This is a genomic window from Streptomyces sp. NPDC048718 (assembly GCF_043198875.1).
GTDB lineage: Bacteria > Actinomycetota > Actinomycetes > Streptomycetales > Streptomycetaceae > Streptomyces.
Window position 1 is genome coordinate 244,052 of the sequence record NZ_JBICVG010000001.1, and the last position, 15,251, is coordinate 259,302.

A 15,251-nucleotide genomic window follows, 5' to 3' on the forward strand; every position below is an offset into this window, starting at 1 on the left:
CGAGTGTAGCGCCGGGCGAGGGGTCGGGGCGAACGCGTTCCGGGGCGGAGCCCTGGGGCGTGCGGGACGAGTGGGGCGTGTGGGGTGGATACGGGAGGACGGCGAGTGCGGATGTGCGGTGGGTGTGGGCGGTGCCGGAGGGATGAGTACGGACGGGTGGTGAGAGCGGGGGAGGTGAGTACGGGAGCGGGGGCGGGTTGAGTACGGCGACGCCTCCGGGAGCCCGGCCCGCGCTGCTGTGATGAGGGCATGACCTCGATGACGACGCCGCTGCCGAACGAGCCCCCGGACCCCGCGACCGCCACGCCTCAGCCCGAGGCCGGAGGGGAGGGGAAGAGGGACGGGAGGAGGGAAGGGGCCGGGACCATTGCCGCGAACGCGCGCGCTTTGCGGGTGTTCGCCGGCTTCGGGTTCGTTCTTCTTTTCGTCTGCGCCGCCGTCACCGGGGCCGTCGTCCTCGGCGACGCCGTCAGCGGCGACGGTGTCGCCGGCGGCTTCACAAGCGCCGCCGGCTGGGCCCTCGTGCTGTCCGGCCTCACCGGACTGGCCGTCCTCTTCCTGCCTCGCAAGGCCCTGCTGATCGCCCAGTACGCTCTCGCGCTCGGCGCCCCGGTGCTGGCCCTGCTGGACTGACGCCGGGCGCCCCGTACCTTTCGCATGCCGGGCCTTCCCCGGGCCTTCCCCCGGGCGAACCAATCCCGGGCCTTCTGCCACGCTCCGTGGCGTTCCGGCAGGTCACGCGAGGGAGCGCCGGTCTGCGACCGTCCCTCGCCGCTGCCACCGGTGACCGCCCGGACGTCTGTCACCGGGGTCCGTCACCGGGTTCGGGCGGTCAGCCGTTCGGCGTAGCGAAGGGAACCGTCGTGGGGCGCCGGCCGGGCGGCGGGGGAACCGGCTCCGCTGGGGGAAACGGGTCCGTCGCACGCGGGAGGATCTCTCTCACCCGGTGTGATCAGCCGGATGTGGTGAGTTGCGGCGCGTCGGGGCCCAACGGAGGTTGTTTCTCGGCGGTACCCACGTCCCCCACCGAAAGGCGACTGCCGTGAAGCATCGATCCCCCGCGCTCGTCGCGGTCTCCGCGCTGGCCCTGGGCGTCACCCTGGCCACCAGCGTCCCGGCGACGGCGGGTGGTGCGCCCGACCCCTCCTCGCCCGCACCCACTCCCGGGTTCTCGAAGAGCGTGCTGACGACCGGGCTCAACGACCCCTACGAGCTGCTGTGGGGCCCCGACGGACATCTGTGGACCACCGAGAAAAGCGGTCTGAAGGTCGTCCGAATAAATCCGGCCACCGGGGCCAAGACGACCGCGCTGGACCTGACGGGCAAGGCGCACCACTCCGAAGGCGGCCAGGACGGCCTGCTGGGCCTCGCCTTTCACCAGGCGGGCAAGGGCTACGGCGGCAACGGCGCGACCCACGTGTACGTGTCGTACACCTATCAGACCCGCACTCCCGCCGCCGTCACCGGCGAGACCCGGCGGCTGAAGATCGTCCGCTACACGCTCGACACCAGGCGGCACACGCTCGGGAGCCCCACGGACATCCTCACCGGCCTGCCCTCCGGCACGGACCACCAGTCGGCCCGGCTCCGGATCGGCGGCGACGGCAAGCTGTACTACACCGTCGGCGACCAGGGCGCGAACCAGCTGGCGCACTTCTGCAACCCGAACTGGGCCCAGCGGCTGCCCACCCGGAACGAGGTCGACCAGCACGCCTGGTTCGCTCCGTACCAGGGCAAGATCCTCCGGATGAACCTCGACGGGTCGATCCCCGCCGACAACCCGGCCCTCGACGGCGTGCGCAGCCACGTCTACTCGTACGGCTACCGCAACAGCCAGGGGCTGGACTTCTCCCCGAGCGGCACGCTGTACCAGACCGACCAGGGCCCGAAGACGGACGACGAGGTCAACATCATCCGCAAGGGCCGGAACTACGGCTGGCCGCATGTGGCGGGCTGGCGCGACGACAAGGCGTATACGTACGCGAACTGGTCGGCGTCGACGCCTACGCCGTGCAAGGACCTCACCTACGACGACATCGACATCCCGCCGTCGGTGCCGCAGCAGAAGGAGACCGACTGGAAGGGCGCGTTCGTCCCACCGATCAGCACGCTCGGTACCACGGTCGGCAACGACTTCAACTTCCGGAACCCGAAGTGCGCCGAAGGCGGGCTGTACTTCATTTGCTACCCCACGGTGGCGCCCTCCAGCCTGACCTACTACGCCGGAGACGGCGTGCCCGGCTGGAAGAACTCCCTGCTGATCACCACGCTCAAGGACGGCAGCGTGTACCGGCTCAAGGTGTCCCCCGACGGCCGGAGGGTCGGCAACCCGGAGCGCATCTGGACCTCGCAGAACCGCTACCGCGCCATCGCGCTCTCCCCTGACGGCAAGACCGTCTACGTGGCGACGGACAGCGCCGGCCTGGTCCGCAACGTGAGCACGGGAGCGCCGACCACCGAACTGGCCAACCCTGGCGCCATCCTGGCATTCCGCGTCCAGAAGTAGACCGCACACCGTCCCTCCTCGCGCGCACGCCCGTCCCCGCAGGCTGGGGGCGGGCGTGCGCCTCGGCGCGTTCACCGCGCGGCCGGCCGTCTGCACGCGATCCGACCGCACGCGACCCGTCCGCACGCGACCCGTCTGCACGCGATCCGACCGCACGCGATCCGACCGCACGCGACCCGTCCGCACGCGAGCCGACGGCCGGCGAACCGGCAATCGTGGCCGGCGCGTCCCAGGGCCGGGGGCTCCGGATCCCGTGGCGGACAGCCGGAGGCCCTACGGGGCCTCCGCCCCCGTCTCCCCGTTCCCGCCGCTCAGCAGCTCGCTCGCGTCGAGGATCCGGTACGCGTACCCCTGCTCCGCCAGGAACCGCTGGCGGTGGGCCGCGAAGTCCTGGTCGATGGTGTCGCGCGCGACCACCGAGTAGAAGTGCGCCTGGTGGCCGTCGGCCTTCGGCCGCAGCACCCGGCCGAGGCGCTGGGCCTCCTCCTGCCGGGAACCGAAGGTGCCGGAGACCTGGATGGCCACGGTCGCCTCGGGCAGGTCGATGGAGAAGTTGGCGACCTTCGACACGACGAGGACGTTGATCTCCCCGTTGCGGAAGGCGTCGAACAGCTTCTCGCGCTGCGCGTTCGACGTCTCGCCCTTGATCACCGGGGCGTCCAGGTGCGCGCCGAGTTCGTCGAGCTGGTCGATGTACTGCCCGATGACCAGGATCTGCTGCCCGGCGAACTTCTTCACCAGCGCCTCGGTGACCTTGCGCTTGGTCGCCGTCGTCGCGCAGAACCGGTACTTCTCCTCGGCCTCGGCCGTCGCGTACGCGAGCCGTTCGCCGTCCGTGAGGTCGACCCGTACCTCCACGCAGTCGGCGGGCGCGATGTAGCCCTGCGCCTCGATCTCCTTCCACGGCGCGTCGAAACGCTTCGGCCCGATGAGCGAGAAGACGTCGGACTCGCGCCCGTCCTCCCGTACGAGCGTCGCCGTCAGCCCGAGCCGGCGGCGGGCCTGGAGGTCGGCGGTGAACTTGAAGACGGGCGCGGGCAGCAGGTGCACCTCGTCGTACACGATCAGGCCCCAGTCACGGGAGTCGAACAGCTCCAGGTGCGGGTAGACGCCCTTCCGCTTGGTCGTCAGCACCTGGTACGTGGCGATGGTGACCGGCCGGATCTCCTTCTTCGCGCCGCTGTACTCACCGATCTCGTCCTCGGTCAGCGAGGTCCGCTTGATCAGCTCGTGCTTCCACTGCCGGGCCGAGACCGTGTTGGTGACGAGGATCAGCGTGGTCGCCTTCGCCTGGGCCATCGCACCGGCGCCGACCAGCGTCTTTCCCGCGCCGCAGGGCAGCACGACGACGCCGGAGCCGCCGTGCCAGAAACCCTCGACGGCCTGCTGCTGGTACGGACGCAGGGACCAGCCGTCCTCGGCCAGGTCGATCCGGTGCGCCTCGCCGTCCACGTAACCGGCGAGGTCCTCGGCCGGCCAGCCCAGCTTGAGCAGCGTCTGCTTGATCTGCCCGCGCTCGGAGGGGTGCACGACCACGGTGTCCGGGTCGATCCGCTCGCCGACCAGCGGCTGGACCTTCTTCGACCGGAGGACCTCCTCCAGGACGGGCCGGTCGGTGGTCGTCAGGACGAGCCCGTGCGTGGGGTGCTTGGACAGCGTCAGCCGCCCGTACCGGGCCATCGTCTCGGCGACGTCCACGAGCAGCGCGTGCGGGACGGGGTAGCGGGAGAACTCCACGAGCGCGTCCACGACCTGCTCGGCGTCGTGCCCGGCGGCACGCGCGTTCCACAGGCCGAGCGGCGTCACACGGTAGGTGTGGATGTGCTCGGGCGCCCGCTCCAGCTCGGCGAACGCGGCGATGGCGCGCCGGCAGTCGTCGGCCCGCTCGTGGTCGACTTCCAGCAGGAGCGTTTTGTCACTTTGGACGATGAGTGGACCGTTCACGGGTCGTGTTTTCCCTTCCACGCGTTCCACGCGGCCGAACGCGGCCAAACATCCAGTTTGCCTGATGGGCGAGGGGTACGGGGCGGGGTCGGGCGAGGAACGGGGCGATGTCGGTCGTCTCTGCCAGTCTCGGTACGTCGGACCACCGAGCCGAGTCGAGTCGAGTCGAGCCGAGTCGAGTCGAGTCGAGTCGAGCCGAGTGGGAGGTGGCGGGATGGCCGCCTGGGACGAGCCGTATGCCGGGCCCTGGACGACCGAGCGCGTCCTCGCCCTGGGGGAGGACCGGGGGCAGCGGCGTGAGCGGGTGGGCGAGGCGTTGCTGCTCTCACCCGCGCCGGGGGTCGCGCACCAGCGGGCGCTCTCGCGTCTTCGGCGGCTGCTGGACGACGCCGTGCGGCGGGCCGGTGCGCACGCCGAGGTGTTCGGGGCGGTGAACGTCGCGCTGCCCGACGGGCTCTTCGTCCCCGACATCGCCGTGGTCGAGGCATCGGCCGCCGCCGAGGACCCGATCGCCGTCGACTCGGAAGCGGTGCTCCTCGTCGTCGAGATCGTCTCGCCGTCGTCCTCCGGCCGCCGCACCGACCGGCTGCTCAAGCCGCCGTATTACGCCGAGGCCGGCATCGAGCACCTGTGGCGTCTGGAGCCCGAACCCTTGCCCGCGCTGATCGTCTCGGAGCTGAGCGAGGGGCGGTACGCCGAGCGGGCGGTGGCCGAGGCGGGGCGGGAGACGGCGATCGAGGCGCCGTTCCCGCTGAAGCTCGACCCGGGCCGGCTCGTCCGCCCGCGCACGAAGCGGACGGACTTCCAGCCGGACTTCTGACCTCCCTAGACGTCCTCCTCCGCCAGCTCCGCCACCCCCGTGATCCGGTGCAAGGGGTACGTGCGGACCTCGTCGGCCGTGTGGTCGTAGCCCGTCACGAAGCCGCCCTCGACGCGGACCGGGGCGATCACATGCTGGCTGGCCGCGCCCTCCGCGTTGACGTAGCCGATCCAGACCGCCGTGCCCGTCATCGCGGCGGCCTGGACGGTGGCCAGGGTCTCGGCGGCGGAGGTGCGGGGGAGGCCGCCGTCCGCCCGGGGGGCCGCAGGGGCCGTACCCGCGCCCGCGCCGGCGCCCACGCCCGCGTCCGCAGCCCCGGTCGTCGGCTCCTTGCGGGCGACGGTCGCGGCCCGGTCGCCCGCGAGGATCGCCCGGACGGCCGCCGCGAGCAGGGTCGCGTCGGGTGCGGGCGGGCCCTCGGGGACCGGGGCCGGGGCGGTACGGGGCGGGGTGCGGTAGGCGTCGGCGCGGGTGATCAGGACGTCGCCCTCGGCGGACTCGGCCGCCGGCGCGTACCCCATTCCCCGCAGCCCGTCGAGCAGCGCCGCCGGGTCCGCCTGCGCGGCGAGGACCGTGGGCGCGAGCCGGCGCAGCCCCAGCGGTGCCGCGCGCCGGTCGGCGAGGATCTCGCCGAGCACGGTGTCGTCGTCGCAGCGGACGTACGAGGAGGCGGCGCCGACCCGCAGATGGCCGTGCCGCCGTGCCACGTCGTCGATCAGGTACGACAGCGGCTGCGGCACCGGGGTGCGGGAGTGCGCGCTGAGGAAGGCGTGCAGGTCGGAGGCGGTGCGCCCGGAGTCGAGGGCGCGGCGTACGGAGCCGGGTGTGAAGCGGAAGACGGTCGCCCCGCCCTTGGACTCGACCTCGGCGAGGACGGACAGCGTGTCGGCGAGCGGGCGCGGCAGCGGTCCCGGGGCGACGGCGGTCAGGTCGGCCTGGAGCAGGATGTGGTCGACGGCCTCGGGGAACAGCGGGGCGAGGAGGGTGGCGGCGCGCGAGGCGGCGATGGCCGGTTCGCACGCCTGGGCGGCCTCGGTCAGGACGCCGAGGGGGTCGGGGGCGGTGGAGGCGCCGGGAGCGCCGGGGGCACCCGGGATGTCGGGTACGGCCTCGGCGAGCGGCAGGTTCAGGAGTGCGCGGGCGGGGGCGGCGAGCGCGCCGCGGCCGGTGATGCCGAGGAGTTCGGCCTCCTCCAGGGCCCAGCGGGCGAGCTGTTCCCGAGAGTCGGCCACCCCTCCCGCACCGCCCGTGCCTCCCATGGCCCGTGCCGCACCGGCGAAGTCCCCGCGCGGCGGGCGGTCCCAGCGCAGCCGGGCGAGCACCGTCTCCGGATCGGCGGCGGCGCCCGGCGGGAGGGTGGCGAGGAGGGCGAGGACCCGGAGGCGGACCTCGGGGGCGGCCGAGCGGTCCAGGCCGGGGCCGAGGGCGGCGAGCGTACGTCCCTTGGTGTCCTGGCCGCCGGCCAGGGCGGGGGTGCGGGTGGCGGCCAGCCAGGTGGCGGCGAGTCCGGCCCAGCGTTCGGCGGGCGGCTGGTCGAGCCAGCTGTCATATGCCGGAGTGGGGGCGTACCGTTCGTCCGCCTCGCCGTCCGAGGCGAGCAGCCCCGCGCCGTACGCCAGCTCCAGCCAGAACGCCGCGATCCGCTCGGGTACGTCGAGTGCCGCCGCCGTGCGCTTGAGGTCGCGGACGGCGAGACCGCCCGCGCGCAGCACCGGCGGGCCGCCGAGGTCCCAGGACTTCAGCAGCTCGCCGACGGTCGCCAGCGCGGCATATGCCTGACCGGCCGCCGCGTTGTCCACCGCCTGTGGACGGTATTCGCGGGCCGCCGTCACCACCGGCGCGTCCGGCTCCGCCGCGCGGTGCGCCCGCCCGCCGCGCAGATGCAGGGCGGCCTCGCGCGGCAGGACCACGGTGCGGGTCGAGGCGGGCAGCAGCAGACCCCGGTCGCGCAGCCACCGGACCGGGGGCGCCGGGTCGGCCGTGACCTCGCCGTACGGCGGGCCCCACACCAGCCGGTCGAGTACGGCGAGCGCCTCGGGCGGCGCGGTGTCGAGCAGCGCCGCCATCCTCGTACGGTCCGTGAACAGGTCCGTCAGCGCCGCCACCGCCGACACCGGATCGTGGGTCGCGGGCAGCCCGGCCGCCGCGATGATCTCCTGGAGCCGGCCCGGCGACATCCCGGCCGTCGCCTCCGCGACCGTGGGGCCGAGGCCGGTGGGCGAGGGGTGCTGCGGGGAGGGTGCGAGGAGTTCACGCGCGGTGCGCACCAGCCGCAGCCGCTCGTCGTCGCCCCACACCAGCGCCTGCGCGCGCAGCACGCCCACCGCGCGGGGCAGTGCCCGCTCGATGGCGGGGTCCGGCGTGTCACCGGCGAGCAGACCGAGGAGTACGGGATAGGGGGCGGGGTCCGGGGCCACGGCGAGGGCCTCGGCGGTACGCAGGGCGAACCTGTCGAGCCGTTCCAGGGCCCGGACGACCGACGCGCGCGTACCGGCCCGGGTGGCCAGCTGGGTCAAATCGTTCGGGACCGGCGCGAGGAGGTCCGGACGGGCCCGCAGCAGGGCCCCGAGCGCGTCGTCGCCCCCGGCGCGCAGCGCCTCCGCGAGGGTGCGCGGGGTCTGACCGGACGCGGATGCGCCGCCCGGCCCCCGGCCCGGGGCCTCGTGCGGCCCCTGGCCGGCGTCGCCGCCGTCTGTTCCTACGGGCACGTGCGCCTCCCGGTCGAGCTCACCGATCCCCATCCGCACCACGTTAGCTCCTGCGCAGGCGCTACCGTCGTGCCGTGGGGAACGAGGGGATCGAGAACGACCGGTTGGTCTTCGACTATCTGAGCCGGGTCGGCGACCTGGCACAGCAGCGCCAGGTACCGGCCGCCGAGCGCCGTGAGCTTGTCACGGGGCTGCGGGACGAGATCGAGCGGCGCCGCGCGGTGAAGGGCGAGCGGGTGCCGGGGATCCTGCGCGCGCTGGGGGAACCGGACGCGCTGGTCGGGCGGGTCGCACCGGCCGCGAATCCGGATCCGGGCGCGGGCCGGGATTCGGGTGCGGGCCGGGATTCGGGCGCGGGCTCGCCTTCGCGCCTCGCGAAGGCCCCCGGCCCCGGACCGGCGCCGGTGGAGCTGCCCCGGCCCCGCGGGTCCGAGGTGCCGCCCGCTTCCCGCCGGGGGGACGGTGCCGGTGCCACGCCGTCCGCGCAGTCCGCGCCGTCCGCGCTGTCCTTTCCCGCGCCGCGCGAGGAGGCGGCGCCGGGGGTGCCGGGCGGGTGGTGGCATGAGAACGCCACGTTCGCGGACCCGAACGGCGACTGGGACCGGGAAACGGGCGGGGTGCCGGGCTTCGTGGGCGGCGTGGAGATCGCCGATCTGCTGAGGCCGCCGCGTACCGAGAACCCGGAGGAGTCCGAGGGCGAGGAGGGCTCCGAGGAGGACGCCGAACCCGGGGCGGAGGCCGCCGGGGGACACGAGGCGGGGGAGGGCAGGGAGGAAGGCGCTCAGGTACGTCGCGTGTGGAGCGGTTTCGGCCCCGGCGCCCTGCTCCTGTTGGTCGCCGCCGGCCTGCTCCTGGTGGGTGCGGCCCTCGACTCGCTCATCCCGCTCGCCGCGGGCTGGGTCCTCGCGTACCTCTCCCGTGAACGCAAGGGCGCCGCTCTCGTGGTTCCCGGCATGGTCGTGGGCGGCGGCTTCGTCTGGCTGTGGGGGCGCGCGATGGGGCACTGGGGCGAGCCGCTCGCGCAGGGCGCGGCCGGTGCGCGGGACGCGGGGCTGAGCACGGCGCTCGGCGACAGTTGGCCGTGGATCCTGAGGATGGCGGCGGTCGCCTCGGCGCTCTTCCTGCTTTGGCGGGCCCGCCGCAGGGCTGTCTGAGTCCCGGCCGGGCCGCCCGGGTCGGCTTTCGTCCGGCCGCCTGACCGCCTGACCGCCTGCCCGCCTGACCGCCTGCCCGCCTGCCCGGACCGGCGGGTGGACTTTTCCGCCGGGCCGCCTGGTCTTCGCCGGGCGGCGGCCTGCCCGCTCCCTACCCGTCCGTGGGGTCCGGCCGGTCGTCGTCGTCGCGCAGTGCGAGATGCAGCAGGCCCGGGAAACGGGCCTCGAACTCGGCGCGGCGCAGCCGGTTGACCCGCTTGGGTCCCTGGTCGCGCTGTTCGACGAGCCCCGCCGCGCGCAGCACCGCGAAGTGGTGGCTGAGTGCCGCCTTGCCGACGGGTACGTCGAAGCTGCCGCACGCCCGTGTCCACTCCTCCGAGCCCGCGAGGGCGCGGACGAGGGAGATCCGCACCGGGTCGGCGAGGGCCGCGAGGGCGGTGAGGAGGGGGACGTCGTCGGGGTGGGTGTGTTCGGGCGCGGCCCGATGACTGCTCGTCGTCACGCTGTCCTCCCGGAGCCGTACGCGGCCAGGCGATTCCGCCGATCCCGGCGGTTCCTTCATGTCGACAGGAGTGAAGGGGTTGCGGAGTGTTCGATGGCGATCATACAGTCGGCAGTGTTCGCTTTTCATTGAACAGCCGAGGTGGTCGGCGGCACGCCCTCCGCCGAACCGGAGGTGCGGTATGCGTGCGATCGAGGCGGGGGAGTTCGGCGGTCCGGAGGTACTGAAGGCGGTGGACGTCGATGTCCCCGAGCCCGGCGCCGGACAGGTGAGCATCGATGTGGCATATGCCGGGGTGAACTTCGCCGATCTCAAGGCCCGCGCCGAGGGCTACCGCGTCGACACCCTGCCCTTCCGCCCCGGCCTGGAGGTCTCCGGCCGGGTCCGCGCCCTCGGCCCGGGGGTCACCGGCCCCGCCGTCGGCCAGGAGGTGGCCGCCCTGACCGCCGGCGGGGGGTACGCCGAGGTGGCCGTGGCCGAGGCCGCGACCGTCTTCCCGGTTCCGGCGGGCATCGGCCTGCGGACCGCCGCGACCCTGCCCACCGTGCTGCCCACCGCCCAGGCCCTGATCCACGCGATCGGCCGGCTCCAGCCGGGCGAGACCGTCCTCGTGCACGGCGCGGCGGGCGGCATCGGCACCGTCGTCGGCCGGCTCGCGAAGGCGGCGGGCGCGGGCGCGGTGTACGGCACGGTGTCCTCGCCCGCCAAGGCCGCGTACGCGCGCGAACACGGCTACGACGAGCTGTTCACCGGCGACTTCGGGCAGGACCCGGGGGCTCTGGAGAAGGCGGTCCGCGCGGCGACCGGAGGGCGCGGGGTGGACCTGGTCCTGGACCCGGTCGGCGGCGCGGTGTTCGAGGCCGCCCTCGCCGCCCTCGCCGTCTTCGGCCGTCTGGTCTCCTTCGGCAACGCCAGTTCCGCCGAGCCGTGGCGAGTCGGCCAGCCCGAGCTCTACCCGGCCGGGATCTCCGTCTCCGGCTTCTCCGTCCTGACCCTCTCCCAGACCGCGCCGGAAGCCCTGCGCACTCTCGCCGAAGAGGCCTTCGCCAAGGTCGTGGACGGTACGGTCGTCCTCCCCGTCACCGCCGAGTTCCCGCTCGCGGACGCGGCCGAGGCGCACCGCCTGATGGGCTCCCGTACGAGCACGGGCAAGCTCCTGCTGAAGGTCGCGTAGCCGACCCGACCCGAGGGTGGGGGACCCGCGTTTGTACGACGAAGGCCGCCTGGCATATGCCAGGCGGCCTTCGTTCGCCGGACGCCCCTAGACCCCGGCCTCGACCCCGGCCCCAGCCCCGGGCCCGTCGTCCTCGCCCTCCGCCTCGCCCTCCGCCTCGCCCTCTGCCTCGGCCGGCGACTCCGCCTCCTCCCCCTCCTCCGCCCAGGGCGCTCCCGGCACCACCAGCGGCGACCCCGTCACCGGGTCCGGGACGACCACCGACTCCAGGCCGAAGACCTCCCGTACCAGCTCCGCCGTGACGACCTCGGCCGGCGATCCCTCCGCCACCACACGGCCCGCCTTCATGGCGACCAGGTGATCGGCGTACCGGGCGGCCTGATTGAGGTCGTGCAGGACGACGACCACCGTGCGGCCCCGGACCCGGTTGAGACGGCGGACCAGGTCCAGGACCTCGACCTGGTGGGAGATGTCCAGATAGGTGGTGGGCTCGTCCAGGAGCAGCAGATCGGTCTCCTGTGCCAGGGCCATCGCGATCCAGACCCGCTGGCGCTGACCGCCGGACAGTTCGTCCACCGACCGGTCGGCGAGGGCGGTGACATCGGTGCGTTCCATCGCGTCGACGACGGCCCGCTCGTCCTCCTCCGACCACTGCTTCCACCACGCCTGGTGCGGCTGCCGGCCGCGCGCTACCAGGTCCGCGACCGTGATGGCCTCCGGCGCGACCGGGGTCTGCGGCAGCAGCCCTATGGAGCGGGCGATCCGCTTCGTCGGCAGCTTCGCCAGCTCCTCGCCGTCGAGCAGGACGGCCCCGCCCTTCGGCTTGAGCAGCCGGCCGAGGGCGCGCAGGGTGGTCGACTTGCCGCACGCGTTCGGGCCGACGATCACCGTCACCCGCCCGTCCGGGATCGCGAGGTCCAGCTCCTCGACGACCGTCCGTTCCTCGTACGCGAGCGTCAGCCCGCGCGCCGTCAGCCGGCTCGTCCCGCCCGCTCCGCCTGCCCCGCCCGGCTTCTTCACGGACTGTTCCGTCCGAACGCTCATGACCTGCCTCCCACTCCACGGCCGCGCACGATCAGCCAGATCAGGTACGGGGCGCCGACCGCCGCCGTCAGGACACCCACCGGCAGTTCGGTGGGGGACAACAACCGCCGGCCCAGCAGGTCGGCGAGCACCACGATCAGCGCGCCGAGCAGGGCCGACGCGAAGAGCGGGATCTGCGCGGTACGGGTGGTGCGGCGGGCGATCTGCGGGGCGAGCAGCGCCACGAAGTCCACCGGCCCGGCCACCCCCGTCGCGACCGACGCGAGCGTCACACCGACGGCCACGAGCCCGAGCCGGACCCGCCCCAGCCGCACGCCGAGCGCGGTCGCCGTGTCGTCGTCCAGCGACACCGTCCGCTGGGCCCGCGCCGCCCACACGAGCGCCGGGAGGAGCGCGAGCAGCGCCCAGCGCAGCGGCGCCGCCTCGTCCCAGCCGCGCCCATTGAGTGAGCCGGTCATCCAGATCTGGGCCTGCTGGGCGACGAGGTAGTCGCCCTTCGTCATGAAGAGATGGATCAGCGAGCGCAGCGCGATCGCGAAACCGATGCCGATGAGGACGAACCGGGTGGCGTGCAGCCCGCCGCGCCACGCGAACGCGTAGACGAGGCCGGCGGCCAGCAGTCCGCCCGCGATCGACACGTAGGGGATCAGGTCGAACGACACGAGCCCGAAGGTCATCGCGGCGACCGTCACCGCGCCCGCGCCCTGGCTGATGCCGATGACGTCGGGGCTGGCGAGCGGATTGCGGGCGACGGTCTGGATGAGCGCGCCCGCGATCCCGAACGCGGCGCCCACCATCAGACCGGTCACGAGCCGGGGCAGCCGCAGTTCCTCGACGGCGAAGCGGGCGGGCGAGCGCTCGGAGGTCAGCAGTATCCGCAGGACCTCGGAGGGGGCGGTGAACCGCTCGCCGACGCAGAGGTACGCGACCGACGCGGCGGCCAGCAGGAGCAGCAGGCCCGCCCCGACGAGGACGGAACGCCGGTGCAGGAGGAAGGAGAAGCGGCCGGCGCGTACCAGCGCGTGGCCGTACGGACGTACGCGCGCGTGGGCGTGGTGGTCGTGCCGGGCGCGGGGATCGGCGGCGGCACTCCCCGTTTTCGCCGTGGCGCTCCCGGCCTTCGCGGCGGTCGCCGGGGCGGCGGCCGTGTTCTCGGGGGCGCTCACGCGGGCACCGCCTTGCGCCGTACCAGCGTCACCAGGAACGGCACCCCGATCAGCGCCGTCATCACCCCGGCCGGCACCTCGCCCGGCGGGAACAGGACCCGGCCGACGACATCCGACACCAGCAGCATCACCGGCCCGATGAGCGCCGCCATCGGCAGCACCCAGCGGTGGTCGGAGCCGACGACCGCGCGGGCGATGTGCGGTACGGCGAGCCCCACGAACGCGATCGGGCCGGCCGCCGCGACTCCCGCGCCGGTCAGCACGGTCGCGCCGAGACCGCCCACGATCCGCACCGTGGCGACCCGCTGCCCGAGCCCCCGGGCGACGTCCTCGCCGAGCGCGAGCGCGTCGAGCCCGCGCGCCACCGACACCACCAAGGCCGCGCCGAGCAGCAGGAACGGCCAGACCTGGCCGACGATCTGGGCGTCCCGTCCGTCCAGCGAGCCGATCTGCCAGAACCGGAACTCGTCGAGCGCCGAGGCCTTCGTCGTCAGGACACCGGTCGTCACCGACAGCAGAAGCGCGTTGACGGCCGCCCCGCCGAGCGCCAGTTTCACCGGCGTGGCGCCGCCGCGTCCGGCGGCGGCGATGGCGTAGACGGCGACGGAGGCGAGCGCGGCGCCCGCGAAGGCGAACCACACGTAACCCGTAAGGGTGTGCACCCCGGCGAAGGCGATGGCGAGGACGACCCCGACCGACGCGCCCTGGCTGATGCCGAGGATGCCGGGGTCGGCGATCGGGTTGCGGGTGATGCCCTGGAGGGCGGTTCCGGCGAGGGCGAGGGCCGCGCCGACCATCAGTCCGATGAGCGTACGAGGCAGGCGCAGTTCCCGTACGACCTCGGCGTCGGGGCTCAGCGCGCCGGGGCCGCTGTGTGTCAGAGCGTCGAACACCGTCGACGGCGCGATGGCGCGGGCACCCACTGCGAGGCTGAGGACGACCGCGAGCAGCAGGGCGACGACCCCCGCCGTGATCGCGACGACTCGCCGGGGCGCGCCCCGGGTGCGTATGGCGGACGAGGGGGACGTGGCGGTCATCGGCACCCACCGGAGGCTCGGGACTGACGAACTGACGAACTGACGGACTGGCGAAACTGACGGGCTGAAGGACTGGCGAAACTGACGGACAGACGGGCTGGTGAAGCGTGCGGACGGACGGGCCGTTCGATGGTGCGACGGTCCACGGCCGGGTGGGGCCGCGCAGGGCTGAAAAGAGAGGGAAACGAGGGAGAAACGCGGGGGAGGTTTGGTAAGGCTTGGCTAAGTCTAGACCCCGGCGTTTTCGCGTACGCGGGCACAATGGGCCCTATGCAGAGCACCTACGCGGCACCCACCGTCGGCTTCGATCTCGACATGACGCTCGTCGACTCGCGCCCCGGCATCAAGGCGACCTACCTCGTGATCGCCGCCGAGACCGGCGTTCCGATCGATGCCGACCTGGCGGTTTCCCGGCTCGGGCCGCCGCTGGAGCGGGAGCTGGCGGAGTGGTTCCCGGCGGAGCGGGTGACGGAGATGGCGGAGCGCTACCGCGCGCTGTACCCGGTGCACGCCATCGAGCCGAGCCCGGCGCTGCCCGGTGCGAAGGATGCGATTCAAGCCGTTCGCGAGGCGGGCGGCCGGGCGATCGTCGTCACCGCGAAGAACGCGCCGCTCGCGCGGCTGCACCTGTCCCACCTCGGTATCGAGGCCGACGAGGTCGTCGGCGGACTGTGGGCCGAGGGCAAGGCGGAGGCCCTGAGCGCGCACGGTGCGAAGGTGTACGTGGGCGACCACATAGGCGACGTGCGCGGCGCGGCCACGGCCGGCGCCCTGTCGGTCGCGGTGACCACCGGGCCGTGCGCCGCCGAGGAGCTGCGGGCCGCGGGCGCGCAGGTCGTCCTGCGCGATCTGACGGACTTCCGCCGCTGGTGGGAGGGCTACCGGGGCTGAACCGCGGCGGCCTGGACGGCCCGTGCCCGGCGGCGCTGCACGGCGATCGAGCGCAGCACGCCGGCGGCGGCGACCAGGAAGCCGACGCCCATCAGCATGGAGACGAGGTAGGCGACCGTCGGGAACGGGGCGGTGCCGAGCAGTAGCGGCGCCACGGTGACGAGGGTCGCGACCGCGCCCACGATGAAGACGATCACACCGGCGCGGACCAGACCGTCTCCGGCGGCGCTGTCGTCCGCCGGGGCCGGGGCCGGGGCCGAGGGGGTTTCACTACGCATTCGGCCAGGGTAGTTCCCTGGCCGGGT

Annotated in this window: 13 protein-coding genes; 6 read left to right on the plus strand and 7 right to left on the minus strand. The window is 73.9% G+C overall.

Features of this window, described 5'->3' with window-relative positions:
• The first annotated feature begins 249 nt into the window (after nucleotides 1-249).
• Both ACGFRB_RS01190 and ACGFRB_RS01195 read left to right on the plus strand, forming a co-directional pair.
• Nucleotides 250-633, plus strand: a complete 384-nt coding sequence (locus ACGFRB_RS01190; protein WP_393237377.1) for a hypothetical protein — start codon at nucleotides 250-252, stop codon at nucleotides 631-633.
• A 409-nt stretch (nucleotides 634-1,042) separates the two neighbouring features.
• Nucleotides 1,043-2,506: a glucose/sorbosone family PQQ-dependent dehydrogenase gene (locus tag ACGFRB_RS01195; RefSeq protein WP_393237380.1), complete on the plus strand. Its 1,464-nt coding sequence runs from the start codon at nucleotides 1,043-1,045 to the stop codon at nucleotides 2,504-2,506.
• Between the two features lie 273 nt (nucleotides 2,507-2,779).
• Here ACGFRB_RS01195 and ACGFRB_RS01200 read toward each other — a convergent pair whose 3' ends face one another.
• A complete protein-coding gene (locus tag ACGFRB_RS01200) occupies nucleotides 2,780-4,450 on the minus strand; it encodes a DNA repair helicase XPB (protein ID WP_363002220.1) in 1,671 nt (556 codons plus the stop codon).
• A 214-nt stretch (nucleotides 4,451-4,664) separates the two neighbouring features.
• On the opposite strand from ACGFRB_RS01200, the gene ACGFRB_RS01205 reads away from it, so the two are divergent.
• The gene (locus tag ACGFRB_RS01205) at nucleotides 4,665-5,270 is read left to right on the plus strand and encodes a Uma2 family endonuclease (RefSeq protein ID WP_393237383.1); all 606 of its coding nucleotides are present in this window, start codon (nucleotides 4,665-4,667) and stop codon (nucleotides 5,268-5,270) included.
• 5 nt (nucleotides 5,271-5,275) lie between these two features.
• Here ACGFRB_RS01205 and ACGFRB_RS01210 read toward each other — a convergent pair whose 3' ends face one another.
• On the minus strand, nucleotides 5,276-8,011 hold the full coding sequence (locus ACGFRB_RS01210; RefSeq protein WP_393237386.1) for a helicase-associated domain-containing protein: 2,736 nt from the start codon (nucleotides 8,009-8,011) through the stop codon (nucleotides 5,276-5,278).
• Nucleotides 8,012-8,052: 41 nt separating this feature from the next.
• Here ACGFRB_RS01210 and ACGFRB_RS01215 point away from each other — a divergent pair, with 41 nt between their 5' ends.
• Nucleotides 8,053-9,132: a hypothetical protein gene (locus ACGFRB_RS01215; RefSeq protein ID WP_393237389.1), complete on the plus strand. Its 1,080-nt coding sequence runs from the start codon at nucleotides 8,053-8,055 to the stop codon at nucleotides 9,130-9,132.
• Nucleotides 9,133-9,283: 151 nt separating this feature from the next.
• Here the strand turns inward: ACGFRB_RS01215 and ACGFRB_RS01220 are convergent, their stop codons facing one another.
• A complete protein-coding gene (locus tag ACGFRB_RS01220; RefSeq protein WP_393237392.1) occupies nucleotides 9,284-9,634 on the minus strand; it encodes an ArsR/SmtB family transcription factor in 351 nt (116 codons plus the stop codon).
• Between the two features lie 181 nt (nucleotides 9,635-9,815).
• On the opposite strand from ACGFRB_RS01220, the gene ACGFRB_RS01225 reads away from it, so the two are divergent.
• Nucleotides 9,816-10,808, plus strand: coding sequence for a zinc-binding alcohol dehydrogenase family protein (locus tag ACGFRB_RS01225; protein ID WP_393237395.1), 993 nt, complete (start codon nucleotides 9,816-9,818; stop codon nucleotides 10,806-10,808).
• Nucleotides 10,809-10,895: 87 nt separating this feature from the next.
• Here ACGFRB_RS01225 and ACGFRB_RS01230 read toward each other — a convergent pair whose 3' ends face one another.
• The 3 genes from ACGFRB_RS01230 to ACGFRB_RS01240 form a co-directional block, all read right to left on the minus strand.
• A complete protein-coding gene (locus ACGFRB_RS01230) occupies nucleotides 10,896-11,852 on the minus strand; it encodes an ABC transporter ATP-binding protein (protein ID WP_393237398.1) in 957 nt (318 codons plus the stop codon).
• Nucleotides 11,849-12,871 (minus strand): FecCD family ABC transporter permease, encoded by a 1,023-nt coding sequence (locus ACGFRB_RS01235; RefSeq protein WP_393238191.1) that lies wholly within the window; start codon nucleotides 12,869-12,871, stop codon nucleotides 11,849-11,851. Before ACGFRB_RS01235 ends, ACGFRB_RS01230 begins: the two co-directional genes overlap by 4 nt.
• Nucleotides 12,872-13,014: 143 nt before the next feature.
• Nucleotides 13,015-14,055 (minus strand): FecCD family ABC transporter permease, encoded by a 1,041-nt coding sequence (locus tag ACGFRB_RS01240; RefSeq protein WP_393237401.1) that lies wholly within the window; start codon nucleotides 14,053-14,055, stop codon nucleotides 13,015-13,017.
• Between the two features lie 261 nt (nucleotides 14,056-14,316).
• On the opposite strand from ACGFRB_RS01240, the gene ACGFRB_RS01245 reads away from it, so the two are divergent.
• Complete coding sequence (locus ACGFRB_RS01245) at nucleotides 14,317-14,946, plus strand: HAD family hydrolase (protein ID WP_393237404.1); 630 nt, start codon at nucleotides 14,317-14,319, stop codon at nucleotides 14,944-14,946.
• Here the strand turns inward: ACGFRB_RS01245 and ACGFRB_RS01250 are convergent.
• Nucleotides 14,934-15,224 (minus strand): hypothetical protein, encoded by a 291-nt coding sequence (locus ACGFRB_RS01250; RefSeq protein ID WP_393237407.1) that lies wholly within the window; start codon nucleotides 15,222-15,224, stop codon nucleotides 14,934-14,936. The two genes, ACGFRB_RS01245 and ACGFRB_RS01250, sit on opposite strands and share 13 nt — an antisense overlap.
• Between the last annotated feature and the right edge of the window lie 27 nt (nucleotides 15,225-15,251).

What these genes read in the sequence shown, in the direction of transcription:
- ACGFRB_RS01210 (WP_393237386.1), bottom strand. Translation starts at nt 8,011, where the DNA reads ATGGGGATCGGTGAGCTCGACCGGGAGGCGCACGTGCCCGTAGGAACA.
- ACGFRB_RS01245 (WP_393237404.1), top strand. Translation starts at nt 14,317, where the DNA reads ATGGGCCCTATGCAGAGCACCTACGCGGCACCCACCGTCGGCTTCGAT.
- ACGFRB_RS01190 (WP_393237377.1), top strand. Translation starts at nt 250, where the DNA reads ATGACCTCGATGACGACGCCGCTGCCGAACGAGCCCCCGGACCCCGCG.
- ACGFRB_RS01250 (WP_393237407.1), bottom strand. Translation starts at nt 15,224, where the DNA reads ATGCGTAGTGAAACCCCCTCGGCCCCGGCCCCGGCCCCGGCGGACGAC.
- ACGFRB_RS01230 (WP_393237398.1), bottom strand. Translation starts at nt 11,852, where the DNA reads ATGAGCGTTCGGACGGAACAGTCCGTGAAGAAGCCGGGCGGGGCAGGC.
- ACGFRB_RS01240 (WP_393237401.1), bottom strand. Translation starts at nt 14,055, where the DNA reads ATGACCGCCACGTCCCCCTCGTCCGCCATACGCACCCGGGGCGCGCCC.
- ACGFRB_RS01205 (WP_393237383.1), top strand. Translation starts at nt 4,665, where the DNA reads ATGGCCGCCTGGGACGAGCCGTATGCCGGGCCCTGGACGACCGAGCGC.
- ACGFRB_RS01225 (WP_393237395.1), top strand. Translation starts at nt 9,816, where the DNA reads ATGCGTGCGATCGAGGCGGGGGAGTTCGGCGGTCCGGAGGTACTGAAG.